Origin of the sequence: Hyphomonas sp., assembly GCF_041398385.1 — a bacterium.
Taxonomy (GTDB): domain Bacteria; phylum Pseudomonadota; class Alphaproteobacteria; order Caulobacterales; family Hyphomonadaceae; genus Hyphomonas.
The window spans coordinates 122,555-147,352 of the sequence record NZ_JAWKUW010000001.1 but is presented as its reverse complement, the minus strand read 5'-3'; the positions used below and the strand labels follow the sequence as shown (position 1 = coordinate 147,352).

Genomic DNA, 24,798 nt, shown 5'->3' with positions numbered 1-24,798 from the left:
TCGGCTTGCCCGGCTCTGGCCTTGTTGCGACAGTGACCGGATGAGACCAAGCGGGATTCTGCCGGCATTCTTTCTAGCACTGTCCTGCGCGGCGTGCGCGTCCCAGCCGATGGCGCGGGTGACGCAGGCCATCGCGCCCTTTGCGCCGCCGGCGGAGGCGCGGGCCTATGGCGACTATCTGATCGCCCGGTATGCGGCGATGACCAACGACCCCCAGGGCGCGGCGGCCCACTATGCCGATGCGATGACGAGTGCACCGCATGTCAAGGGGCTGGCCGAGCGGGCGGTGTTTTCGGCGCTACTTGCGGGCGACTACAAGGATGCGGTGAAGCTCGCCCGTCGCTCGGAAGCGGCAGGCGACGAATCGACATTGGTGCGCTTTACGCTCGGCGTGGAATCGCTGGCGCGCGGCCGGGATGAGGACGCCGCGCATTATCTCGCCGAGGAAGGGTTCGGCACTTTCAACCGCTCCATAGCCCGCGGAATGACGGCCTGGCGGATGCAACGGTCCGAGGGCACCGGAGCGGCTGTGGCCTATCTCAACAGTGTGATGACGGGCGATCCGCGCCTCGACAGCACGTCGCTTTACATGACCGGCCTGCTGCATCTGTCGGAAGGCGAGGACGAGGATGCGCTTGCCACTTTTGAGGCGCTCTGGGCATCCGGGGCGCGTCTCGCCGTTGGTCTCGATGCGCATGCGCGGCTGCTTGCCGCCCGAGGAGATCGCGCCCGCGCTGACGAATTGCTCCTGAAATTCCGGGATGAAGTCGGGTCCAACGCGGCGCTTGAGCGGCTGCGGGCGGAGATCGAATCCGGCGCCGTGATCGAGGTCCATCGTCCAACCGTGAAGGAGGGTGCGGCGCTCGCCATCTACATTCCGGCTGCCGCGCTTTCGACGCGGACGCAGGATGATCTGTCGAGCGTCTATTTTGTGCTGGCCCTGGCGCTCGATCCGGACCTTCAGGAAGCTCGCACCCTGTGGGCATCGGCACTTGAAAAGACCGGACGGCGGGAAGAAGCGCTGGCGATCCTGTCTCAGGTGCCGCGGCCGTCGCCCTTCTATGCAACGGCGCGTGGACAGATGGCCTGGTTGCTGCGCCGCGATGGCCGGACAGAAGATGCGCTCAGCGTCGCCGGGCAGGCGCTCGCCGAAGCGCCGGACCGCAGCTTGCTGGTGCAGCTCGCGGACCTTTTCCGGTCCGTCGGCCGCAATGGCGAGGCCGAGCACATCCTCACAGACGTGATTGAAAGCGACGCAGATGAAGGGCGGAAGGACTGGCGGCTGCTCTATGCCCGCGGTGCTGTCCGAGAACAGCTTGGGCGGTGGCCCGAGGCGGAAACCGATCTCAAAGCCGCGCTGGAGCTTCAGCCGGAAAGCGCCTCTGTTCTGAACTATCTCGGCTATTCCTATATCGATCGCGGCATCCGGCTTGAAGAAGGCATGGAGCTGATCCGCAAGGCGCTCGCGCTTGAACCGAATTCCGGCTTCATCACCGACAGTCTCGGCTGGGCTTATTTCCAGCTTGGACGCTATGAAATGGCCACGCGCTATCTCGAGCGCGCCGTTGAACTTGAGCCCGGTGATGCGACGCTCAACGATCATCTCGGGGATGCCTACTGGAATGTCGGCAGGAAGCTCGAGGCGAAATTCCAATGGGAACAGGCGTTGAAGCTTGACGTGGATGACAGCGACCGGGAGCGGATCGAAGTGAAGCTGCTGAAGGGTCCGGATGCTCCGCCGGTCGTGCAGGCGGGGGCAGAGCAGGACCCGCTGCCGCAGAGGCCCTGAACGACATGACCACCGGCAAGCTCAGGGCGTGGGCCTCCGCAAAGGTGAACCTGTTTCTGCATGTCGGGCCGGTGCAGCCCAACGGCCGCCATCCGCTCGACTCTCTTGTCGTGTTTGCCGGGCCGGAAGCGGCCGACATGCTGGAAGTGGTCCCGGCAGACGCGCTCAGCCTCGCGCTTTCCGGGCCCGGCGCAGCAGGGCTGGACGCGGGGGCCGACAATCTCGTGATCAGGGCTGCCGAAGCATTGCGCGCGGCAGCGGGCATCCGGTCCGGCGCCGCCATATCGCTCGACAAGCACTTGCCGGTTGCAGGTGGGATCGGAGGCGGCTCGGCCGATGCGGCAACCGCCCTGCGCCTGCTCACCGAGCTCTGGAAGCTTGACCCATCGCATGCGGTTTCGGTGGCGCCGTCGCTTGGCGGCGACGTTCCGGTGGCCCTTCATGGTCATCCTGCGCTGATGCAGGGTGAAGGCGAACGAGTCCTGCCGGTCTCTGTCCTGCCGGTGCTTCCGGCCTTGTTGGTCAATCCGGGCATCGCGTGCCCGACGGGGCCCGTCTTCCGGGCATACGACGCGGCCGGGGGCGGCGCTGCGTTTCAAGTGCACCAGGGCGTACCTGAGTTCGCGGACGCCGACGGTCTCGTCCGCTGGCTCGAAGACCAGCGCAATGATCTGGAAGCGCCGGCGGTTGGGCTTGTTCCTGAAATTCAGGGAGTTCTCGATGAACTCCGACGGCTGGAAGGCGCCCGACTTGTCCGCATGAGTGGATCGGGCGCGACCTGCTTCGTCCTGTTCGAAAGCGGCAATGCCGCCAAGGCGGCTGAAGCAGAAGTTCACCGGAGGCATCCCGGCTGGTGGGCGCGGGCGACACGGCTCGGGAGTGGCGAGTGAGTCCGCATCTCGTCATTCTGATCCGGCTGATCGGCCCGGTGCTGTTGAGTGCTGCGCTCTGTGCGCTCGTCATGCGCTTCGGGATCAAGGACGCGCCGGATGGTGGACGTAAGACGCAAGCTGCGCCTGTGCCGAATGCAGGCGGCGTCGCGATCCTCCTGACGACCGTTCTCTCCTGCTGGATCGCCGCTCGGTCCGGATTCATGTCAGATAGATGGACGGCGGACGGGGCTGGCCTCATCCTTGCCGCGTCGATGCTGGCAGGCGTCATCGGCCTCGTCGACGATATGTTCGGCATGGCCGCGAAGGTGAAGCTGGGCCTGCTCCTGCTGGTCTCCGGCGGGCTCGCCGCCTTCGGCCCTCAGCTTCAGGTTCCCGGCCTGCCGGCGCTGCTTGCGATGACAGGCGTCGGCTTGTGGATCCTCATCACCATCAACGCGGTCAATTTCATGGATGGGTCGAATGGGCTCGCGCTCGGGTCATCCGCCATCATGCTTCTGGGGGCAGCCGACATCCTGACCGCACAGCCAGGCACACTGTGGGCCTTCGCACGCGATCCGGATACGGCGTTTGTCGCGGGGACGGCGGCGCTGGCCATTTTCGGCTTTCTCGCCTGGAACCTGCCGGGCCGGCTCTATGCCGGAGATTCTGGCGCGCTGGGGATCGGGGCCTTGTTTGGGGGCGTCAGCACCGTGGTCGCCCAGGTCACAACGGTGTGGACCGCGGCCATTCTCTTCCTGCCATTCCTGGTCGATGTGATGCTGACCATCTTCTGGCGGGCAAGCCGCGGACGGTCCGTCATGACAGCGCATCGGGAACATGCCTATCAGCTGTTCCTTCGGGCCGGATGGAATCATTTGCCGGTCGCGATGATCTGGTGGGCGCTGAGCATGGGCTGCTGGGTTGCCGCAGCGCATACGCCGGATCACCTGGCACCATGGGTGTTCCAGGGGCTTGCAGTGGCGGGGAGCGGCCTGTGGCTTGTGCAGCGCCTGACACTCGGCCGGCGCCTGATAGCCGAGGGGCGCTAGTAGGCGCGGCTTACGCAGAAATCGGCGAGTTCTTCGAGGGCTTCGCGATAGGGCGACGCAGGCAGGCAGCGCAGCGCGCCTTTGGCGAGTGCCGCATAGGCTTCGGCTTCCTGGACAGTCGCTTCAGCCGCACCGGTGGCCCGGATCAGGTGAACGGCATGGGCAAGGTCTGCGTCTTCCTGACGTGCCGGATCCATCACGCGGTCCCAGAAGGCGCGGTCTTCATCGGAGCCGCGGCGCTTTGCGATGATGACGGGGAGGGTGATCTTGCACTCGCGGAAATCGTCGCCGACGGATTTGCCGATGACCGACGTGGTGCCGCCATAGTCCAGCACATCGTCGATGATCTGGAAGGCAAGGCCGAGATTCTTGCCATAGGTCGCGAAAGCGCTGGCATGACTGTCACCGCCGGCCGACAGGGCGCCGGTTTCGGCAGCTGCTTCGAACAGGGCGCCGGTCTTGGCCTCGATGATGGCGAGGTATTCTTCGGTCGGCAGTTCGCGCTGGCTCATTGCCGCCAGCTGGCGGACTTCGCCTTCCGCAATCGTGGTCGCCGCGGTGGCCAGCCGGTCGAGGATAGACAGGTTCCGCGTTTCGACCAGAAGGTTGAAAGCGCGGGAGAAAAGAAAGTCGCCGACGAGGATGGAGGCTTTCTCGCCCCAGATGGCCTTGGCGGCGGGTTTGCCACGGCGCAGGTCGCTCTCGTCTACGACGTCATCGTGGAGGAGGGTCGCAGTATGGATAAATTCCACCGCGGCAGCCAGGACGTGGGTGGCATGTGTGGGCTTGCCCACGGCATGGGCCGCCATCAGCGTGAGCATAGGGCGCAGGCGCTTGCCACCGGCCGACACGATATAGCCGGACAGATCGGGGATAACCGCCACCGGGCTGGCCGCACGGGCAGCGAGGATATCCTCGACGGCCTGCATATCCGCGGACACGAGGGCTTGCATGCGGTCGAACACAGAGCCGGACGCAGCCTTGCCTTTCGGTTTCGGGGACAGAGTCAAACGGGGCTCCACGGGAAATGCCGGATCGGTGAGGAATTAGGCTTAAGCGACCTGTGTGGCAAGAACGACGTGGCACCGGGCCGCAGTCACATCTGCAGGAGGCAGGCTGTGAACGGAAATGCTGGCGGACTCAGGCGATTGCGGGATAGAATGACGGTATGAGACTGATTTTATCCGCCCTCGCGCTCGGACTGGTGGCAGCCTGCGCCAGCACGGCACCATACGGCCCTGCGTCGAAGCCCGGCGCCATGGGTTATGACACGATGCAGATCGAAAACGACCGGTACCGGGTGTCCTACACAGACAAGGATCCGGCGAAGGCACACGACCGCGCCCTGCTGCGCGCGGCTGAGGTGACGCTGGAGGCCGGCAAGGACTGGTTTGAGGTCACAAATGCCTATGCCGACAACAGCGCCAGCGCGGGTAGCGGCTCGCGCACGTCGGTCAGCATCGGCGGTTCGAGCGGCTCCTATGGTCGCTCCAGCGTCGGCGTAGGTGTCGGAATCGGCTTCCCGCTCGGCGGGTCCGGCAGCACGGGCGCCGTCACGCAGGTGTTGGAGATCGTCACCGGAACCGGCGAGAAGCCTGACCGGCCGACCGCCTATGATGCCCGGTCGGTCGACATCAATCTCAGGAGCGCAGCCGTTTCCTGATGGAAGAAGTCTTCAGGACGAACGACCCGATCAAGCTGAGCTTTGTGGAACACCTGCTGCAGGAAGCTGGGATCGAGTATTTCGTGGCCGACCGCCACATCTCCGCTGTCGAGGGCAATATCGGCGCCTTCCCGCGCCGGGTGATGGTGCCGGAAGCGGACCGGGCGCGGGCCGAAACCGTGCTTGCCGAGGTCGAGCGGGGATGGTGACGGAAGACACGGTCTATCAGGGCCGGGTCCACCTGGTTCAGCCCGAGACCGGCTTCCGGGCGGGGACAGATTCCCTGCTGCTGGCCGCGGCTTTACCGGTCAGGGACGGGGATAGAGAAGCGCTGGAACTCGGCTGCGGATGCGGTGGGGCGCTGCTGCCGGCCGCGTACAGGCTGAACCAAAATGTGATCACAGGAGTCGATATAGATGACTCAATGGTGCGTCTGGCAGCGGCAGGCGTGACCCGGAATGGCTTTGAATCCCGGGTTTCGGTCCATCAGGGCGAAGCGTCGGCCTGGGTGCGCGATCATGAGAACCGGTTTGACCTCGCCTTCTCCAACCCGCCCTATTTTGAGCCGGGCCGGATTTCGGCCCCCGGCGAAGGCAAGGCGCAGGCCTATCTTGAATCCCTCGACCTTGCCGGCTGGATCAAGGCAATGGTGTTTGCGGCGAGGCCTCGGGCGCCGGTCATCATGATTCACCGGGCCGCCGAGCTTGCCCGTATCCTGACCGGCTTCGACCGCCAGACCGGTGAGATCACCGTGCTGCCCGTCGCGTCAAAGCCCGGCGAAGAAGCGCGGCGCGTTCTGGTGCGAGGGCGCAAGGGGCTGAAGCGCGGGCCGGTGCGCCTGCTGGCCCCTCTGGTGACGCATCTTGAGGACGGTTCGGCCAGTCCCGCCCTCGAGGCGGTGCGCCGGGGCGAGGGAATCGACTGGTAGGCCGGTTTGTCGCTTGCGGGCGATCAATTCAGCCCCCATGTCAGTCCTGTAAGGAGGAGGGGGCAGAAAGGAGCAAACCGTGTTTGGCGTGCTTTATTGGGCTTCCCTCGCGATCGGCCTGTTCATCGCGGCCATGGGGTTTCCCGGCTTCTACAATATGGTGACCGGCCGCAGCAGCGGCTCGATGGACCATAACGGCTGGTAGCACGGCTTGCGCGCGGCGAGGCTGGGCGGTACGTCGGCTGGGAGATTTCCCAACGGACGAGTGACATGCCCGCACCCAAGGCCAATTCCAAACCGAAATCCTTTCAGGACATCATCCTGACGCTCCAGAATTACTGGGCGGCACAGGGCTGCGCGATCCTGCAGCCCTATGACATGGAAGTCGGCGCCGGCACGCTGCATCCGGCGACCGTGCTGCGGGCGCTCGGGCCGAAGGAATGGCGGGCGGCCTATGTGCAGCCCTCGCGCCGGCCGAAGGATGGCCGCTATGGCGAAAACCCGAACCGGCTTGGCCATTATTACCAGTATCAGGTGATCCTGAAGCCGAACCCGGCCGACCTGCAGGATCTCTATCTCGAAAGCCTCTACCGCATCGGCATCGACCCGACCGTGCACGACATCCGCTTTGTCGAAGACGACTGGGAGAACCCGACCGTCGGCGCCTGGGGCCTCGGCTGGGAAGTCTGGTGCGACGGGATGGAAGTCAGCCAGTACACCTATTTCCAGCAGGTCGGCGGGCTCGATGTGCGCCCGGTTTCCGGCGAGCTGACCTACGGCCTTGAGCGCCTCGCCATGTACGTGTTCGGCGTCGACAATGTCTACGACCTTCCCTTCAATGATCCGCAGTCGGAAGTTCCGCTGACCTATGGCGACGTGTTCCTCGAGAACGAGCGCCAGCAGTCGGCCTTCAATTTCGAATTCTCCGATGTGGAGATGCTGAAGCGCTGGTTTGCCGATTGCGAAAACCAGTCCAATGCCCTGCGCGCGGCGGGCAAGCCGTTGCCGGCCTATGACTATGCGCTGAAAGCCTCGCACACGTTCAACCTGATCGATGCCCGCGGCGCGATCAGCCCGACCGAGCGGCAGGCCTATATCGCCCGCGTGCGCGATCTTGCGCGTGGCGCGGCCGAGCAGTGGGCCGAGCAGGAAGCGGCGCGGGCCGGGTGATGAAGGCTGCGGCGCTTGCTCTTTCTCTGGCAGGACTTGCCGCCTGTGGCGGCGCGCCCGAGCCGGAAGCAGGCCGCCCGCCGCTTTATAAATATGACAGTATGCGGAAGGCCGTCTCTGACGCGCGTGGAACGCTGCCGGTCTTCTGGGAAGCCTTCGATAGCGGGAATGAGGCCAGTTCGGATTTCGCGCTCAATGTGACGACCCGGTCGCGGCGCTACACCGAGGAACCTGTCTGGCTGGTCGATCTGAAGCTGATGCCCGGCGACCTGTACGCGGGAACCATTCCTGACGATCATGAGATCAAGGATGGCCTGAAACCTGGCGAGATGATTGCCTTCGCGCCCGAGGATATTGTCGACTGGCGGTTCCGGAAGGATGGCAAATTCTACGGTGCCTATACGACCCGCGCGATGCTGGATTTGGCGCCTGGCGCCAGAACCGATAATATCCGGGCCATGTTCCACGACTCTCCGGTGCCCTGAGCCCCGGACGGGTCTCATCGGCGGAGGCGCCTCAATGTCAGAACAACCCGAAATCGGCGGGCGCGAGCCGGTCGCTGTCGATGTGGAAGCAGGCAAGATGTACTGGTGGTGCGCCTGCGGGCGCTCGAAGAGCCAGCCTTTTTGCGATGGCAGCCACAAGGGAACGGAGTTCGTGCCGGTCGGCTGGGAAGCGCCGAAAACGGGTACGGTCTGGTTCTGCGCCTGCAAGCGCACGGGCAAGAGCCCGCTGTGCGACGGATCCCATCACGCGCTCTGAGAATCCCGGATTGCCGCCCGGCCCGGAACCTCCCACAATCGGGTCATCGTTTCGGGATGAGGTGATCATGAAATACCGCAATGTGTCTGCCTGTGCAGGCATGTCGTTTCTCGCTGTGGCGCTTGCGGCCTGTTCGGGCGGTGAGGGTGGCGGCTCTGACGAAGCCCCGAAGATCGAGCCGTTCCTGTGGGCCGAAAAGCCGGCCTATTGCGCCTTCCTGCCGTCAGGCACGAAATTCAATGTGGCGGACCGCTCGACCTGGGAATTCGTGTTCGTCACCCAGCCGGAACCCGGCGACGACCTGGCCGCTGCGCCGGCCCTGATGCAGCTGGACGGGCGTCAGGTGCGCCTGATGCGGAACCTGTCGGCGCCCGGATCAGGGCCGCAGACCTGGGTGTACCGCGACGAAGGCAGCATGCTGGAGATCGAGCTGAAGCTGGAATCGCCCGCCATCGAGATGGGCGGCTCGACGGGCGGGCCCCAGAACGCGACCCTCAGGGTGCGCGGGCCGGTCAGAGGGAAGGTGCAGGAAGTCCGCGGCGGCTGCGGCCTGTGACGTCTCCGTTTGATGATGAACAGATATTTATTATAAAATCAGGGTATTAGAGAAAAAATCTTTCCTGTTTGGCGACGGATCGGCCGGGTCTGGCCGTTTGATCTGGCATGGGTCCAGCGGGTTGGGCCCTCCTCAGACGACAGGAGACTTATGATGCTGAAACCCCTTCTTGCCGCCCTTCTGGTAGGTGCCATCGCCGTTCCGGCGGCTTCTGCGGGCCCGGTCGAGCGGGCCGGACGCTTCGACAAGCGCCTCACCGCCGCCGAATATCGTGGCGCATGGGCACAAGGCAGCCGCGCCGACCATGCCGAAGACCGCTTCGACCATCGTGAGGATGTCCGCGACCGCCGCGAAAGCCGGCGCGATGAAGCGGTGGATTTCGGCCCGCGCGACGTGATCGAGGACCGGATCGACCGGCGCGAAAGCCATCGTGACCGGCTGGAAAACCGCGTCGACCGCCGCCATTGACGGCTAGCCGCTTGGCCCGGAGCGGGCATCGGGGTACCCTTCGCGCGTGGAGGGAATTGTGATGTTCCGATTGGCCTGCCTGTTCCTCGTTTCCGCCTGCCTCGCACTTGCCGCCTCAGCGGGCACCAAACGTGCCCTGATCGTCGGGGTCGGCGACTATGACAATCTGCCTGACCTGCAGAAGACGCTGGGCGATGCAGACGGCTATTCGGACGTGTTCGGCGACGATCTCGGATTTGAGGTCACCCATCTCAGCGATCCCGGCACGATCGATTTCCTGGAAGCGCTGGATGGGTTCCTCCGGTCGATCGAACCGGGCGACGAGGTGGCGTTCATTTTTTCCGGTCATGGCTGGTCGGACGGGGCGGACAATTTCCTCGCCCTGAAGGATGCGCCGCTGGAATCTTCTGAATTCGCGCTGCGCCACCGGACGGTGTCCCTTTCGAACGCCGTGCTGGCGGAAATCCGCGCGCGCAAGCCGGCAATGTTGCTGGCGATTGTCGATGCCTGCCGGGACAATCCGTTCGACACCGGTACGCGCTCTGTCACGCGCGGCATGGTGCGCCAGGAGATCGTGCCGGGCACGCTGGTGGTCTATGCGGCGGGCACGCGGCAGAAGGCGCTGGACCGGTTGGGGCCGGACGATGACTCACCGTATTCTGTCTTCACGCGCAGCCTGCTGCCGCACCTGAAGAACCCGTCGGTGCCGCTGCTTCATGCTATCGACGAGACGCGCGACGAGGTCGCCGCACTTGCTTCGTCCATCGAGCATGAGCAGCGCCCGGCGGTGTATTCCGATGTCTCGCTCAGCTTCTGTTTCGCCGAGACCTGCGAGACGAAGACGACCGTCGACCAGGAAACGCAGGACTGGATCTACATCTCCAGCGCCGGCTATGTGCAGATGGATGTCTGCAAGAAATACAGCCAGCACCTCGACAAGTATCCGGACGGCAAGTTCGCCGCCGTCGCCCGGCGCAACCTGTCCAATCCGCCCTGCGCGATGCCGCGCGAAGTGCTGAAGCAGGCCGTCTGGTATGCCGATCTTGAGGGGCATACGGATGAAGTGCTTGGCCTCGATTACAGCCCGTCGGGCCGGTTCCTTGCCAGCGCGTCCGCCGACAACACCGCGCGCCTCTGGGTCGTGGGGATGGGCCCCAACCTGTTTGGCCAGTCGACCGTGTTCGAGGGCCATACCGGCCCGGTCACGTCGGTGAATTTCAGCCCGGACGAGGAATACATCGTCACCTCGTCCGAGGACGACACGGCGCGCATCTGGCGGGCGACCGGCGGCGAGGCGGTCAAGGTGCTGCGCGGCCATACGGGCGACGTGACCTATGCCGATTTCAGCCCTGAGGGTGAGCGCGTGGTGACGGCCTCCAAGGACGGGTCTGTCCGCGTCTGGGAGGTCGCGACCGGCGAGGAGGCCTTCGTGATGACCGGCCATTCCGGCGCCGTGCGCTCCGTGCATTATAGCCCGCTGGGCAACCGCATCATCACGGCTTCCGACGATGGCACGGTGCGGCTGTGGAACGCCAGTGACGGCACGCTGGTGACAACCATCGAATCCCGTTCCGAGCCTGCCGCCTATGCCGAGTCCGACGCGACGGCCGACCGCATCCTCGTCGCCTCGGCCGACGGAACCGCCCGGATCTGGCGCAGCGACGGCGACCCCGTCATACTGGAAGGCCATGAAGGCCCGCTGCACAGTGCCGTGTTCGGGAAGGATGACGGGCTTGTCGTCACCACCGCCGAAGCCGATGCGGCCCGCATCTGGGATGCCAAGACCGGGGAAATGCTGGCCAAGCTGCAGGATCTTGGCGCGGTCGGCACGTCATGGGCGGCCTTCTCGCCGGACGCGACCAAGGTGGCCGTTGGCATGAAGGGGGCAACGCTCCAGCTGTGGGAGCTGACCTTCGGTCTGGAGAACCCGGAGGAAATGGCCGAGGCGCCGACAGAACCGACGCCCTAAGTGCAGGCCCGGCGCTTGACCCGCGCGCGGGCGCCTGTAAGCCGTGCAGGCTTGCAATCCTGACTGGCTGGACTCCCCAATGGCGACGCTGCTTCTTGAACTCTTCTCCGAGGAAATCCCTGCGCGCATGCAGCAGCGGGCGGAGGACGATCTGGTCGAGGCGCTGGCCGGGCGCCTGAAGGCGGCGAACCTGCATTTCGAGGGCGCGTTCGGCGAGTCCGGGCCGCGCCGCCTGACGGTCGTGGTCTCCGGCCTTCAGTCTCACTCGGCCAATGTGCGCGAGGAGCGCAAGGGCCCGAAAGTGGGCGCGCCGGACAAGGCCATCGAAGGCTTCCTGCGCGGTGCGGGCCTGAAGGACATTTCCGAGGCACAGGTCGTGTCCGATCCGAAGAAGGGCGACTATTATGTCGCCGTGATCGAGACGCCGGGGCGCGATGCCGCCGATGTGGTGGCCGAGGCCGTGCCGGCGATCATCCGTGAATTCCACTGGCCGAAATCCATGCGCTGGGCGAGCGGAGACCTCCGTTGGGTGCGCCCGTTGCAGCGGATCACCTGCCTGCTGGATGGCAAGATCGTGCCGTTCGACGTGGACGGCATTGCCAGCAGCAATATGGTCGAAGGTCACCGCGTGCACGGTCGGGGCCCGTATGAAGTCACCGGCTGGGAAGACTATCGCAAGACGCTGGAAGGCAAGGGTCATGTGAAGCTGTCGCGCCGCGACCGGCGCGAAGTGATCCTCAAGGGCATCAAGGATGTCTGCGCCAAGGCGGGCCTCGAATGGGTCGAGGACCAGGGCCTGCTGGACGAAGTGACCGGCCTTGCCGAATGGCCGGTCGTGGTGCTGGGCGACATGGACCCGGCCTTCCTGGACCTGCCGCCGGAAGTCATCACCCTGTCGATGCGCACGCACCAGAAATACTTTGCCGTCAACGACAAGAAGACCGGCAAGCTCGCGCCGCACTTCATCGTGGTGGCGAACATCGAGGCGAGCGACGGCGGCAAGAAGATCGCCGAGGGCAATGCGCGGGTTCTGTCCGCGCGGCTCGAGGATGCGCGCTTCTTCTATGAGAACGACAAGGCGACGCCGCTGGAAGAGATGGCGAAGAAGCTGTCGACCATCGCCTTCAAGGCGGAGCTTGGCTCGCTGGGCGACAAGGTGGAGCGAGTGGCGGCGCTGGCGGAAGAGTTAGCTGAAAAAGTTGGCGCTGATCCGAAACTCGCCAGACGTGCGGCAGAACTCGCCAAGGCAGACCTCGTGTCTGAAATGGTCGGCGAGTTCCCGGAGCTGCAGGGCGTGATGGGCCGCTACTATGCGCTGGAAGCGGGCGAACCCGCAGCCGTCGCCGACGCGATCCGCGACCACTACAAGCCGCAGGGTCCGAGCGACTCCGTGCCGACCGACCCGGTGGGAATCGCCGTCCCGCTGGCCGACAAGCTCGACACGCTGGTTGGCTTCTGGGCCATCGACGAGAAACCGACCGGCTCGAAAGACCCGTTTGCGCTGCGGAGAGCGGCGTTAGGCGTGGTGCGGATTATTTTGGAGCAGCGACTCAAATTGTCATTGGATGAGCTGATCGAGTTTGCTTTCCGTGAGTTGCGTTTAAATCGACTGATTTCAACACTCGTACTTACGGAATATTCCCGTTCTGATTCTTTCGAAGGGGCAGTGAAGGTGCTGAATCGCAGCAAGACTCTTACTGAGTTGAGGGGCGACGAAGTCATCGAAGAGGTCATCGAAATACTTCGCTTGGAAGTTCAGCGAGATGCGGACATCAAGGCGAAGATTGATAACTCAGGTGTTTTGACGTTGGACCTTTCTAGGCTTGAGATCATCACAACCGGAGAAAATGCTGGTAGCAAAGAGAAGAGATACTTGCTTCAGGGAAACGACAAGCACGCGTTTTTGTTGCAGTTTCCTGATGACCTCCTCTCCTTCTTCGCTGATCGCCTGAAGCAATACCTGCGCGACCGGGGCCAGCGGCATGACCTGATCGATGCCGTGTTTGCGCTGGGCGAGGATGATCTTGTCCTGATCGTGAAGCGCGTGGAGGCGCTGGAGGCGTTCCTCAAGACCGAGGACGGGGCGAACCTGCTCGCAGGCTATCGCCGAGCCGCCAACATCCTCAAGGCCGAGGAGAAGAAGGGCGACCTGCCGGAAAACCTCGTGGTCGATGGCGCGCTGATCGATGCCGGGGCGGATTCGGAAATCAGCCTGCACCAGGCCCTCGGCCAGGTGCGCCATGCCATCGAGGAACCGCTGAAGAAAGAAGACTTCGCCGCCGTGATGACGGAGCTCGCCAAGCTCCGCGCGCCGGTCGACTATTTCTTCGAACGGGTCATGGTCAACGACCAGGACAAGGCGATCCGCGCGAATCGCCTCGCGCTGCTGGCCGATATCCGGAAGACGCTGCATCGCGTCGCCGATTTCTCGCTGATTGAAGGCTGAGCTGCGGCCAATCGGACGGGGCCTGTGCCACATCCGGACAGGATTATTGGCGGGCTCACAGGCGCGCGCGGTATGTCGCAGCGAATTTACACGGATACAACGTTGTCACGGGCCCCTTGAACGAAGGTCGGCTGGAAATTGCCGCTGCATTGCAGCATAGGGTTTGCACAGACCGCGCGGGCGGCCCGGGGAAGGCCGCGGCGCGCATTTAGAGAAAGAGGTTTTCCATGGGCGAGGCAGCATTGAAGCACGCGGACGAGACCTGGGTTTACGCATTTGGCGGCGGCACGGCCGATGGCGACGCCACGATGAAGAACCTGCTCGGCGGGAAGGGCGCAAACCTGGCCGAAATGGCCAAGCTGGGCCTGCCGGTTCCGCCGGGCTTCACCATCACCACCGCCGTGTGCACCGCTTACTACGAACTGGGCCGTGAATACCCCTCGACGCTGGCCGCGCAGGTGGATGCCGCCCTGGCTGACCTTGAGACCAAGTCCGGCAAGGGTTTCGGAGACCCGGAAAACCCGCTGCTGGTCTCCGTGCGCTCGGGCGCGCGCGCCTCGATGCCGGGCATGATGGACACGGTGCTGAACCTCGGCCTCAACGAAGCCGCCGCCGCCGGCCTCGCCGCCAAGGCGGGCGAGCGCTTTGCCTATGACAGCTATCGCCGCTTCATCCAGATGTACTCCAACGTCGTGCTCGGCATGGGCCATGACGAGTTCGAGCATATCCTGGACGAGTACAAGGATCGTCAGGGCGTCGACCTCGATACCGACATGAGCGCCGATGACTGGAAGAAGGTCATCGTGCTTTACAAGGATGCCATCGAGAAGGAACTCGGCCGTCCGTTCCCGGATGACCCGAAGGAACAGCTCTGGGGCGCCGTCTCGGCCGTGTTCGGATCGTGGATGAATGACCGCGCGATCACTTATCGCAAGCTGAACGACATCCCGTCCGAATGGGGCACGGCCGTCAACGTGCAGGCCATGGTGTTCGGCAATCTCGGTGAAACCTCCGCCACCGGCGTCGCCTTCACGCGCGACCCGTCGAATGGCGACCCGATCTTCTACGGCGAATACCTGATCAATGCGCAGGGCGAGGACGTGGTGGCGGGTATCCGCACGCCGGCCCCGATCTCGCGCGAGCGCGCCGACACGCTGGGCTCCGACGATGCCCCGCTCGAAGAGGCCATGCCGGAAGTCTATGGCCAGCTGCGCGGCGTCGCCGACACGCTGGAGCGCCATTACAAGGACATGCAGGATCTGGAGTTCACCGTCGAGGACGGCAAGCTCTACATGCTGCAGACCCGCAGCGGGAAGCGTACTGCTGCGGCCGCGCTCAAGATTGCCGTCGACATGGCGCGCGAAGGCCTGATCACCGAGAACGAAGCGATCCTGCGCCTCGATCCGGCCCAACTCGACCAGCTGCTGCACCCGACTATCGCCGAAGACGCCAAGCGCGACGTGCTGGTGACCGGCCTGCCGGCCAGCCCCGGCGCAGCGGTCGGCAAGGTCGTGTTTGACTCCGAAGAGGCCTTCCTGATGGCCGAAAAGGGTGAGGACGTGATCCTCGTCCGTGTCGAGACGAGCCCGGAAGACATCAAGGGCATGCACGCGGCCCGCGCCATCGTGACGGCGCGCGGCGGCATGACCAGCCACGCTGCCGTTGTGGCGCGCGGCATGGGCCGGCCCTGCGTCTGCGGTGCCGGTGGCCTGCAGATCGACGGCAAGACCGGCGTGTTCCGTGTCATGGGCCGCGAAGTGAAGAAGGGCGAGGTGATCACGGTGGACGGTGCCTCCGGCCAGGTGATGCTGGGCGCCGTGGATATGGTGCAGCCGGACCTGTCCGGTGATTTCGGCATGCTGATGGGCTGGGCCGACAAGGCCCGCCGCCTGAAAGTGCGCGCCAATGCCGAGACCCCGCTCGACACGCGCACGGCCGTCGAGTTTGGCGCCGAAGGCATCGGCCTCTGCCGCACCGAGCACATGTTCTTCGACGAGGAGCGCATTCCCGAAGTGCGCGCCATGATCCTGTCGAACGATGTGACGGGCCGGCGCGCCGCGCTCGACAAGCTGCTGCCGATGCAGCGCGGTGACTTCGAAGAGATCTTCCGTATCCTGGAAGACCGCCCGGCAACCATCCGCCTGCTCGACCCGCCGCTGCACGAATTCCTGCCGCATACGGATGAGGATATGGCGGAAGTTGCGAAAGCCTCCGGCGTCAGCGTCGATGAGCTGAAACGCCGCGCCGCTGACCTTCACGAAAGCAACCCGATGCTGGGCCATCGCGGCTGCCGCCTCGGTATTACATATCCGGAAATCTACGAGATGCAGGCCCGTGCCATTTTTGAGGCGGCGGTGAACGTATCGAAGGAAACCGGCCGCAAGCCGGTGCCGGAAGTGATGATCCCGCTTGTGGCAACGCAGAAGGAACTTGCGATCCTGAAGGCCGTTGTCGATGCGCAGGCAAAGGCGGTGTTCGCGGAAACGGGCGTCACGCTGGACTACACCGTCGGTACAATGATCGAACTGCCGCGCGCCGCGCTTCAGGCCGGCGAGATTGCTCAGTCGGCGGCCTTCTTCTCGTTCGGCACGAACGACCTGACACAGACGACGCTCGGCATCTCGCGTGACGATGCGGGCCGCTTCCTCAAGGCCTATGAGGACAAGGGCATCTATGAAAAGGATCCCTTCGTGACGCTGGACCAGGTGGGCGTGGGCGAACTGGTGAAGATCGCCGCCGAACGCGGCCGCAAGACCCGTCCCGGCATTAAACTCGGCATTTGCGGCGAACATGGCGGCGACCCGGCTTCGATCGCCTTCTGCCACCGCACGGGCCTGGATTATGTGTCCTGTTCACCATACCGGGTGCCGATCGCCCGTCTCGCTGCGGCACACGCGGCCCTTAAAGAGTCGCACAATTAGACATCATCGTGCCTAATACGAAAGCAAACGCCTGTGGTATTCGTGCCACAGGCGCTTTTTTGCGGTGCAGCAAAGGGGCCGGGGCGAGGCCTTAAATTTCACGAAAAATCAATACTCTCGGAAGTGAGGAAAGTGTAAACGTCACAAAACTCGCCCGCTGAGCGATCCTTGTCTCACAGATTTGTCACTCCCAAGGGTGGCTGAGTTCTTGCTACGTAGCCGTCTGAACGCATATGGGCCGATCAAGTGACGGCGCAGTGCGCGTTTTAACTAGTCTAACCAGGAAACCCCGGTTGGTTCAGAAGGGCGGAGTTATATCGCCCACGGGGTTCAGGGAGCGGTGATGTTAAGGGTTCTTAAACCACGACGGGCGACGCTGTCGCCAATGCGTGGGCTCCAAGGGAAGCTCAAGCGTTGGTGGATGGCTATGACGAACGAAGAACAGCGTGATGTGATCATCCGCGGTGCGACTGTAGCGGTCTGCGCTGTGGCGGCGACTGTAACCCTTCCGATGATCGGACAGGTGCAGGCCGATATCCGCGCTGAAGCCGATTTCCGTGACAGTGCGCAGCGTCTCGCCTCCATTGAGGATGGCGGCGCGACCGTGCGCACCGATGCAAATGCCCCGGCCGTGCTGGACAGCCCCTGGCTGCGCACCGTGGAATACACGCTGGAGCGCGATACCGATTCTTCAATGAGCCGCTATGCCATGCGCGACCGCGATGGTGCTGCGCTGGCTTCGCTCGTGTCCTTCAAGCCTGAGCACCTGAAGCGGGCCGAGTCGCTCGATGCGGAAACGCACTGCATGGCGCAGGCCGTCTATTACGAATCCGGCAACGAGCCGCTGGCCGGCCAGCTGGCCGTGGCGGAAGTCATCGCCAACCGGATGCGCGACCATCGCTATCCGGACACTGCCTGCGACGTGGTCTTCCAGGGTGCGACGCGGACGACCGGCTGCCAGTTCACCTTCACCTGTGACGGGGCGCTGAAAACTGCGCCGAGAGGCCGCAACTGGGACCGCGCGCAGAAAGTTGCCGCGCACGTCCTGATGAACCTCGCAGAGGACAAGACCGGCGGCGCGACGCACTATCACGCCACCTATGTCGATCCGATCTGGAGCGCGGGCCTCATCAAGACCGACAAGATCGGCCTGCACATCTTCTATCGCTTCCCGCGCGGCTCCGAATGGGCCAGCGTCCAGCGCGGATATGACCGCCGCGCCAGCGCGCCGGTTGTGACCGCTGCGGCAGAGACGCAGGATCTGAATGCGCTGGAATCCGCGAAGCTTGCATCCTTCGAGGCTGAGCCGACCGAGGTTGCACAGATCCAGACCGGCATGCCTGTCTCGACCGCTCCGGCGACCGTGACGACGTCGACCCGCACGATCACCAATGGTGCGCCGCGCTTCACCACGGCGCGCGAAGCCTCCTACACGGTGGCGTCGAACGATATTGTGAAGTTGGATCCCTACGCCGCAGCGCAGGCTGCCAAGGCCATGGGCGCCGCGAGCGCGATGCGCTGAGCCTTGTTGGCAGCAAAATGAAGAGCCGCCGGTGTTCCGGCGGCTTTTTTGTTTGTGGGCTGACGTGTCAGCCGCGTGGCGGAACCGATTTTTTTACCTGATTGCGGATGAGGCCCGGCATCCAGCGCGTGAGGAATTTCGCCCGTTCTGCATCCTTACCGGCCATGTAATGGATGTCGTCGCCGTGGGCGGCATCCCAGGCGCGCTCCGCGGCGAGAGAGACCGGATAGACGTTCTGTCCGGCATCCTTCAACTCGTCAGCCATTTTCGCATTCGCACCCTCCTTGGCGCCCATGTCGAGAATGGGCGTGTCGATGAACCAGGGCATCAGGCTGGTGACGCGGATGCCGAGATCGCGGAATTCTGCATCCAGCGCTTCCGTCAGCCCACGGACGGCGAACTTCGTCGCCGAATAGACGGCAAGGCGTGGCGAGCCGACGATGCCAGCGGTCGACGCTGTGTTCACGATCCGGGCGCCGGGCGTCGCCTTGAGTAATGGCAAGGCCGCCTGCACACCATTGACGACGCCTTTGACGTTGACGTCGATGACCCAGTCATTGTCTTCGCCGGAGATTTCCTCCATCCAGCCATGGCGGCCGACGCCGGCATTGTTGAAGAGGACGTCCATCTTGCCGCCGGTCGCCTCGCCGAACCCCTTGACGGCAAGGGCCCAGTCGTCGCGGCTGCGCACGTCCAGCTTTCCGGATACGGAATTGCCGGCGCCCAGCTCATCCGCGACGGCGGCGAGCCCGGCGGTGTTGACGTCATAGAGGCCGCAGAACCAACCCTTTTTCGAGAAGTACCGCGCCGTCTCCGCGCCGATGCCGGAGGCCGCTCCGGTGATGAAAATGCTTTTGCGGCCGTTCGCGCTGGCCATGGGTAGTGTCCTCCTGCGTGGGGGCTCGTGCCCCGTGCGCAGCAGTGTCAGACCACATCCATTCCGAGGTCAAGGTTCGGTGCGGAATGCGTGAGCGCGCCGGCCGAGATGAAGTCGACACCCGTCTCGGCAATTGACGCAACGGTATCCAGTGTCACGCCGCCGGAGGCCTCCAGCACGACTTTGCCGCCGGCGATGGCGACCGCCTCGCGCAGCATGTCGTTCGACATGTTGTCCAGTAGCACCGCGTGCGGCCCATGCGGCAGGGCTTCTTTCAGTTGTTCGAGGGAGTCGACCTCGACCTCGATCATGCGTAAGTGGCCAGCATAGGCCTTCGCGCGCTCAAGCGCCATGGAGACAGACCCGCAGGCGGCGATGTGGTTGTCCTTGATGAGGATGGCGTCATCGAGGCCGTAGCGGTGGGAGGTGCCGCCGCCGCAGCGCACGGCCCGCTTTTCGAGGGCGCGATGGCCAGGCGTGGTCTTCCTTGTGCAGACGATCTTTGCCTTCGTATGCGCGATGCGGTCGGCAAATGTTCGCGTCATTGTGGCGACGGCGGAGAGGCGGCCGAGGAAGTTCAGCATGGTGCGCTCGGCAATCAGGATCGACCGGGCCGGGCCTTCCAGGCGCGCGATGATGTCGCCTTTCTCCAGCCGTGAACCATCCGGCTTTTCGATCACGAGTTTCACGTCCGGATCGACCAGTTTCAACGCATAGGCGGCGACGTCGAGGCCTGCGATGACGCCAGGCTTGCGGGCGGCTATGACGACCTTCAGGGGCGTGCCGGGCGGAATGGTGGCATCCGTCGTGAGGTCTCCGGCGCGGCCCAGGTCTTCGGCAAGAGCAAGGCGCACGATCGGATCAAGGATGATATCGGGCAGCGGCGGGGGCAGGATGATCATGCGGATACTTTCTCCTCCATGGGGCGCTGAAGGAACTGGCGGTGCGGTTCTCCGGTCTCGGGGAAATCGGAGCGATAATGGCCGCCACGGCTTTCATGGCGATTGATGGCGCTGTCGACGATCAGGCTGGCCGATGTGAGTGAGCGAGCCGGACCGTGTTCCGCGCGCAGGCCCTTGATGAGGCGGGCGACGCTCGCAAGGCTTTCGGCATCGCGCACCACGCCGCACCGGGACGACATGGCTTGCCGCAGGGTCTGAAGTGCCTGGAACGGTAGTTCGTGTGGCACATGGCCGATCCCGGCACGGATGTCGGGCAGCGGCGCTTCGCGCAGGCGTTCGGCAATGCGGTGGGAGAACACGACCGCCTCGAGCAACGAATTCGAGGCGAGGCGGTTCGCGCCATGTACGCCGGTCGAGGTGCACTCACCGCACACGGACAGGCCGTCGAGAGATGATCGGCCCCAGAAGTCCGGAACGATGCCGCCCATATGATAGTGCGCTGCCGGGGCAACCGGAATCATGTCGGTACGCGGATCGATGCCAGCCGATTTGCAGGCCGCAAAGACGGTCGGGAAATGTTCGGGGAAGTGATCGCCGACGGCCTTGCGGCAGTCGAGGAAGGCGCCGCGTCCGGATTCCCGTTCCATGTGGACCGCGCGGGCGACTTCGTCGCGCGGCGCGAGTTCGCCGAGGTCGTGATAGCGGGGCATGAAGCGCGTGCCGTCGCGATTGTGCAGGGTCGCGCCTTCGCCGCGCAGGGCTTCGGTGGCGAGCGGCGCGGGATCGCGGCCGATGTCGATGGCGGTCGGGTGAAACTGGACGAATTCGAGATCGGCAAGGAGCGCACCGGCTTCCCAGGCCATGGCGATGGCATCGCCGCGTGCTTCCGGCGGATTGGTCGTGACCTGGAACAGGCCGCCGGATCCACCCGTGCAAAGCACTGTCTCACGCGCGGTCTGGACCGAAAGGCGGCCTTCCGTGTCGCGCAGGATGACGCCGGTTACGTTCATCCGGTCGTCCTGGATCAGGCCGGCGGCGCGGGCGCCTTCGATGATGGTGATGTGCGGGGCAGCATTCACCGCCGCGACGAGCGCATCCATGATTGCCTTGCCGGCAAGGTCGCCTGCGACGCGGGCGACGCGGGGATGGCTGTGCGCCGCTTCCAGAGACAGGGCGAGGGCGCCGTCGGGCGTCCGGTCAAACGGCACACCGAGCGCGAGCAGGTCGCGCACCCGCGCCGGGCCTTCCTCGGCGATGAGGCGGGCGACGACCGGGTCGACGAGGCCCGCGCCTGCTGCGATCGTGTCGGCGGCATGTTGGGCCGGGCTGTCGGACGGGTCGAGCGCTGCGGCGAGGCCGCCTTGCGCCCAGGCCGACGAGGCGGCCTGTCCGAGCGGGGCCGGCGAAATGACGATGCAGGGCCGCGGCGCGAGCTTCAGCGCGAGGAACAGGCCGGCAAGACCGGCGCCCACGATCAGGACGTCGCTGGCGGCGCTTCCTCCGGCCGTCAGGGTCTGGATCTTGCCCCCGCCCGTCAAATTATGAAATGCCGTTGCTGGCCCGCCTGAATTCGGCCGGGGCCGTGACGGCGGAAACCAGTGCGCCGAACATGCGGTCGGCCGACTCCACCGTCAGGGTGAAGTTATCGGGCACATAGATGAGGCCTTCGACCTTGCTCTCCAGCATCTCTTCGATTTCAGAGCGGATGGAGACCTGGTTGCCGAACCGGCGGGCCTTGCAGGACTGGCGCACGACCGAGCGGCCCCACATGGAGCAGACTTCGACGGCGGTCAGCTCGCAGGTGTACTGGCCCTCCTCCGGATGGGGCGAGAGGTACATGGTGCCGGTCATCAGGCACTGGCCATTGCGGTAGGGCTTTGTCTGGAAGCTCCACGTGCCGAGTACGTCGACCGGATCGGATTCGGCCTCCGCACCTGCAAGCGCGGGAGCAGACACCATCAGACCGGCCGCCAGCGCAAGCGCGGCCATACGAGCCAAGCGGGGCAACATTACGCCTCTCCTATCGTCCTCACCGCCACAGCCTAATCCGGCATGGCCTGTCCGCACAACGCCCCAGCCGCTTAAACTACCATGTCGAGTTCGAGAGGTTTGAGCCCGGTTTCAAACGCCAGCGGCTTTTCCATGCGCGGCAGGGCCAGCATGGCGTCGATGGCGGTCTTGGCGCGCACGCGCACATCTTCCGGGATGGTCACCTCATGCTCGCCTTTCACGAGGCAGTCATAGATGTTCTCCAGCGTGATCCGCTTCATGTGCGGGCAGAGATTGCACGGCCGGATGAAGTTGGTGCCGGGGTTCTCGGCGGCGACATTGTCGCTCATCGAACATTCGGTCAGCAGCACCACCTTGTGGGGGCTTTTCTCGGCCACGTAGTTGGCGAGTGCCGAGGTCGAGCCGGCGAAATCGGCGGCTTCCAGCACGTCCGGCGGGCATTCCGGGTGAGCGAGGATGACGACGCCGGGGTGTGCCTCGCGCAGGGCGTGGACATCGTCGGCGGTGAACATCTCGTGCACCTCACAGGCGCCCGGCCAGGTCATGACGCGGATCTTGGTCTGCGCAGCGACGTTCTTCGCAAGGTACTGGTCCGGCACCAGGATCACCGTGTCGGTGTTCCACTCCTTCGCGATCGCCTCCACGACCTGCGCGGCGTTGGAGCTGGTGCAGGTGATATGGCACTCGGCCTTCACGTCCGCGGACGTGTTCACATAGGTGACGACCGGATAGTCCGGGAACTTCTGCTTGATCAGGCGCACATCGGCGGCCGTGATCGAGTCGGCGAGCGAGCAGCCGGCCCGCATGTCGGGAATCAGCACGGTCTTCTGCGGCGCAAGGATCTTGGAGGTCTCGGCCATGAAGTGCACGCCGGCCTGAACGATGATATCGGCATCGACGGCAGCGGCCTCGCGGGCAAGCTGGAGGCTGTCGCCCCGGAAGTCGCCGACGAGGCGGAAAATGTCCGGCGTCATGTAGTTGTGAGCGAGGATCACGGCGTTCTTCTCGGCCTTCAGGCGGTTGATTGCCGCCACGAGGGGCGCAATCGCCGGCCATTCCATCGGCGTCACGAAGTCCTGCACGAGGGGGTAGAGATGGTCCGTCTCGGCGCGAACGGCATCGTCATAGACAAGGCCGCGAGCTTCGGCCGCATTCGGACCGCGCAGCGGGGTGGGGGTCGGGCATCCGGGACCGGAGTCGATCAGTCGGGCCATGGTTTTCCTCCTTCGTCAGAACCGAGCTACTTTTGCTCGATTTGAGTATAATGTAGGCCTGAAAGGTTGCGTTTCAAGGAGGAAGCCTTCAAACGTCCGGGATCAGGGCTCTAGTGCGACGCTCACACAAACCTTTTGCGCACTCTGAGCAAAAGGCGTTTAGCGCAGACGCAGTCAAATTGCAATCCGGCTTAATTAAGTGCGAATAGGCAGCCGGAAATCGGACGAGCGGGATTTTCAATATTTTTCAGGAGTTGGGATAGGCTGAAGGTTCGAAAGTGGGGCATTCATGAAATCCATCCTGACCGGCCTTCGGGACACCCGCGGCAGCACTGCGACGATGTGGGCGATCATGTTGCTGCCGATCTTCATGATCGTTGCGGGTGCGCTCGATTTCAACAACCGGGAAACGGCCGAACGTGAGTTGAAAGCCGTCGCCGACATCGCGGCGATTGCCGGTGTGCGCCATGGCATGACCACAGGCGCCAAAGCGTCCGAGATCCGCAGGGTTGTCAAGGATACCTTCGAAGAGAACCTGCCAGCGGCACGCAAAGGCCAGCGCATCAGGCCGATCGTAAACGTTAAAGTCAACGAGTCGGTCACCGTCTCGGCGAAATACAAGATGCCGACCTCCATGCTGGTGTTGGCCGGCATCAGCAAGCTGGATGTCAATGTGAAGTCGAAAGCTGTGTATCAGGCGCCCGCGAAGGTCGAGGCAGTCCTGGTGCTTGACAATTCCTGGTCGATGGAAGGCGCCCGCATGGATGCGCTCCGCTCGGCCGCAAACTCCTTTGTGTCCACCATCGTGACCAATAATGACGATACGGTCCGCGTCGGCATCGTGCCGTTCAGCAACTTCGTGAATGTTGGCCTGTCGAACAAGACCGCCAGCTGGATCAATGTGCCCTCAAGCTATTCCGGGCCCGGCTGGGCCTGCACGGTCAACGAGCGAGCGAGCAGGAAGCAGGGCTGCACAAAGACGACCAGGACCTGCTACAATGATGGCGACGCCTATCCCTGCGATCAGTGGACCTGCCCGGCAGGCAAGTCCCTGGTCCAGTCCTGCCCGACGGTGACTTATCGCTGGTACGGATGTGTGCGATCGCGCACGCCGCCGCTGGATGTGGAAGACCGTAGCTATGTGACCGAGAAGGTTCCGGGCCATCTGACGGAAAACGGCTGGGGCTGCCCGTCGCCGATCCTGCCGCTGACCAGCAGCGTCTCCAAGCTGAATGCCGCCATTGCCGGCATGAAGGCGGAGTCGGAAACCTATATCGCCACCGGCTTGTCCTGGGGCCACCGGGTGCTGTCGGAAGGCAAGCCGTTCGATGACGGTATCAGCTATGACGAAATGAACTCGACCGAGGCGCGGAAGATCCTTGTGCTGATGTCCGATGGTGAGAACACGCGCTCGCGCAGCAACTGGGACGGCAACCACTGGGATGAGGACCGCGCGCTGGCGGATACGACGACCGTGGCCGCCTGCAACGATATCAAGAAGGACGGGATCGAGGTTTACACCATCGCATTCGGTATCACCGACACCGCCACGATCTCGATGCTGAAGTCCTGCGCGACGAATGCGGGCTATTTCTTCAATGTCGACGAATCGTCGGAACTGATCGCGGCATTCAAGGCAATCGGATCGGAGTTCCAGGACATTGCGCTGGCCGAATAGGC

Annotated in this window: 23 protein-coding genes; 17 read left to right on the top strand and 6 right to left on the bottom strand. The window is 64.1% G+C overall.

Annotated features, from left to right (window positions below):
• Nucleotides 1-118: 118 nt before the first annotated feature.
• From R3C13_RS00750 to R3C13_RS00740, 3 genes are read left to right on the top strand one after another with little or no spacing between them, the layout of a single operon-like run.
• Complete coding sequence (locus R3C13_RS00750; protein ID WP_371308876.1) at nucleotides 119-1,789, top strand: tetratricopeptide repeat protein; 1,671 nt, start codon at nucleotides 119-121, stop codon at nucleotides 1,787-1,789.
• 5 nt (nucleotides 1,790-1,794) lie between these two features.
• Nucleotides 1,795-2,679 carry a 4-(cytidine 5'-diphospho)-2-C-methyl-D-erythritol kinase gene (locus tag R3C13_RS00745; protein ID WP_371308875.1) on the top strand — a complete coding sequence of 295 codons (885 nt, stop codon included), beginning with the start codon at nucleotides 1,795-1,797 and terminating at the stop codon, nucleotides 2,677-2,679.
• On the top strand, nucleotides 2,676-3,710 hold the full coding sequence (locus tag R3C13_RS00740) for a glycosyltransferase family 4 protein (RefSeq protein WP_371308874.1): 1,035 nt from the start codon (nucleotides 2,676-2,678) through the stop codon (nucleotides 3,708-3,710). Before R3C13_RS00745 ends, R3C13_RS00740 begins: the two co-directional genes overlap by 4 nt.
• Here R3C13_RS00740 and R3C13_RS00735 read toward each other — a convergent pair.
• Nucleotides 3,707-4,720, bottom strand: a complete 1,014-nt coding sequence (locus R3C13_RS00735) for a polyprenyl synthetase family protein (RefSeq protein ID WP_371308873.1) — start codon at nucleotides 4,718-4,720, stop codon at nucleotides 3,707-3,709. The genes R3C13_RS00740 and R3C13_RS00735 overlap by 4 nt on opposite strands.
• A gap of 158 nt (nucleotides 4,721-4,878) precedes the next feature.
• On the opposite strand from R3C13_RS00735, the gene R3C13_RS00730 reads away from it, so the two are divergent.
• From R3C13_RS00730 to R3C13_RS00670, 13 genes are all read left to right on the top strand, one after another.
• Nucleotides 4,879-5,373 carry a hypothetical protein gene (locus R3C13_RS00730; RefSeq protein WP_371308872.1) on the top strand — a complete coding sequence of 165 codons (495 nt, stop codon included), beginning with the start codon at nucleotides 4,879-4,881 and terminating at the stop codon, nucleotides 5,371-5,373.
• Complete coding sequence (locus R3C13_RS00725; RefSeq protein ID WP_371308871.1) at nucleotides 5,373-5,582, top strand: DUF2007 domain-containing protein; 210 nt, start codon at nucleotides 5,373-5,375, stop codon at nucleotides 5,580-5,582. Before R3C13_RS00730 ends, R3C13_RS00725 begins: the two co-directional genes overlap by 1 nt.
• The gene (locus R3C13_RS00720; RefSeq protein ID WP_371308870.1) at nucleotides 5,576-6,301 is read left to right on the top strand and encodes a tRNA1(Val) (adenine(37)-N6)-methyltransferase; all 726 of its coding nucleotides are present in this window, start codon (nucleotides 5,576-5,578) and stop codon (nucleotides 6,299-6,301) included. Before R3C13_RS00725 ends, R3C13_RS00720 begins: the two co-directional genes overlap by 7 nt.
• A 79-nt stretch (nucleotides 6,302-6,380) precedes the next feature.
• Entirely contained in the window at nucleotides 6,381-6,506 is a 126-nt protein-coding gene (locus R3C13_RS00715; protein ID WP_371308869.1) for a hypothetical protein, read from the top strand.
• A gap of 65 nt (nucleotides 6,507-6,571) precedes the next feature.
• Complete coding sequence (locus tag R3C13_RS00710) at nucleotides 6,572-7,471, top strand: glycine--tRNA ligase subunit alpha (RefSeq protein WP_371308868.1); 900 nt, start codon at nucleotides 6,572-6,574, stop codon at nucleotides 7,469-7,471.
• Nucleotides 7,471-7,956, top strand: coding sequence for a DUF2314 domain-containing protein (locus R3C13_RS00705; protein ID WP_371309629.1), 486 nt, complete (start codon nucleotides 7,471-7,473; stop codon nucleotides 7,954-7,956). The genes R3C13_RS00710 and R3C13_RS00705 overlap by 1 nt, the downstream gene beginning before the upstream one ends.
• A gap of 34 nt (nucleotides 7,957-7,990) precedes the next feature.
• Nucleotides 7,991-8,233, top strand: coding sequence for a CDGSH iron-sulfur domain-containing protein (locus R3C13_RS00700; RefSeq protein WP_371308867.1), 243 nt, complete (start codon nucleotides 7,991-7,993; stop codon nucleotides 8,231-8,233).
• Between the two features lie 67 nt (nucleotides 8,234-8,300).
• Complete coding sequence (locus tag R3C13_RS00695) at nucleotides 8,301-8,789, top strand: hypothetical protein (protein ID WP_371308866.1); 489 nt, start codon at nucleotides 8,301-8,303, stop codon at nucleotides 8,787-8,789.
• Nucleotides 8,790-8,942: 153 nt separating this feature from the next.
• A complete protein-coding gene (locus R3C13_RS00690; RefSeq protein ID WP_371308865.1) occupies nucleotides 8,943-9,257 on the top strand; it encodes a hypothetical protein in 315 nt (104 codons plus the stop codon).
• Nucleotides 9,258-9,318: 61 nt separating this feature from the next.
• Nucleotides 9,319-11,226: a caspase family protein gene (locus tag R3C13_RS00685; protein WP_371308864.1), complete on the top strand. Its 1,908-nt coding sequence runs from the start codon at nucleotides 9,319-9,321 to the stop codon at nucleotides 11,224-11,226.
• A gap of 79 nt (nucleotides 11,227-11,305) precedes the next feature.
• A complete protein-coding gene (gene glyS / locus R3C13_RS00680; RefSeq protein WP_371308863.1) occupies nucleotides 11,306-13,672 on the top strand; it encodes a glycine--tRNA ligase subunit beta in 2,367 nt (788 codons plus the stop codon).
• Nucleotides 13,673-13,899: 227 nt separating this feature from the next.
• The gene (gene ppdK / locus R3C13_RS00675; protein ID WP_371308862.1) at nucleotides 13,900-16,593 is read left to right on the top strand and encodes a pyruvate, phosphate dikinase; all 2,694 of its coding nucleotides are present in this window, start codon (nucleotides 13,900-13,902) and stop codon (nucleotides 16,591-16,593) included.
• A gap of 427 nt (nucleotides 16,594-17,020) precedes the next feature.
• Nucleotides 17,021-18,115 carry a cell wall hydrolase gene (locus R3C13_RS00670; protein ID WP_371308861.1) on the top strand — a complete coding sequence of 365 codons (1,095 nt, stop codon included), beginning with the start codon at nucleotides 17,021-17,023 and terminating at the stop codon, nucleotides 18,113-18,115.
• A gap of 67 nt (nucleotides 18,116-18,182) precedes the next feature.
• Here R3C13_RS00670 and R3C13_RS00665 read toward each other — a convergent pair whose 3' ends face one another.
• The 5 genes from R3C13_RS00665 to nadA all read right to left on the bottom strand — a co-directional run bounded on the left by R3C13_RS00665 (nucleotide 18,183) and on the right by nadA (nucleotide 23,118).
• Nucleotides 18,183-18,992 carry an SDR family oxidoreductase gene (locus tag R3C13_RS00665; RefSeq protein WP_371308860.1) on the bottom strand — a complete coding sequence of 270 codons (810 nt, stop codon included), beginning with the start codon at nucleotides 18,990-18,992 and terminating at the stop codon, nucleotides 18,183-18,185.
• Nucleotides 18,993-19,039: 47 nt separating this feature from the next.
• Nucleotides 19,040-19,894 carry a carboxylating nicotinate-nucleotide diphosphorylase gene (gene nadC, locus R3C13_RS00660; RefSeq protein ID WP_371308859.1) on the bottom strand — a complete coding sequence of 285 codons (855 nt, stop codon included), beginning with the start codon at nucleotides 19,892-19,894 and terminating at the stop codon, nucleotides 19,040-19,042.
• Nucleotides 19,891-21,432: an L-aspartate oxidase gene (locus tag R3C13_RS00655; protein WP_371308858.1), complete on the bottom strand. Its 1,542-nt coding sequence runs from the start codon at nucleotides 21,430-21,432 to the stop codon at nucleotides 19,891-19,893. Before R3C13_RS00655 ends, nadC begins: the two co-directional genes overlap by 4 nt.
• A 1-nt stretch (nucleotide 21,433) precedes the next feature.
• Entirely contained in the window at nucleotides 21,434-21,904 is a 471-nt protein-coding gene (locus R3C13_RS00650) for a hypothetical protein (RefSeq protein WP_371308857.1), read from the bottom strand.
• 71 nt (nucleotides 21,905-21,975) lie between these two features.
• Nucleotides 21,976-23,118: a quinolinate synthase NadA gene (gene nadA / locus R3C13_RS00645; RefSeq protein WP_371308856.1), complete on the bottom strand. Its 1,143-nt coding sequence runs from the start codon at nucleotides 23,116-23,118 to the stop codon at nucleotides 21,976-21,978.
• A gap of 289 nt (nucleotides 23,119-23,407) precedes the next feature.
• Between nadA and R3C13_RS00640 the strand changes: the two genes are divergently transcribed.
• The gene (locus tag R3C13_RS00640; RefSeq protein WP_371308855.1) at nucleotides 23,408-24,796 is read left to right on the top strand and encodes a VWA domain-containing protein; all 1,389 of its coding nucleotides are present in this window, start codon (nucleotides 23,408-23,410) and stop codon (nucleotides 24,794-24,796) included.
• Nucleotides 24,797-24,798 lie beyond the last annotated feature (2 nt).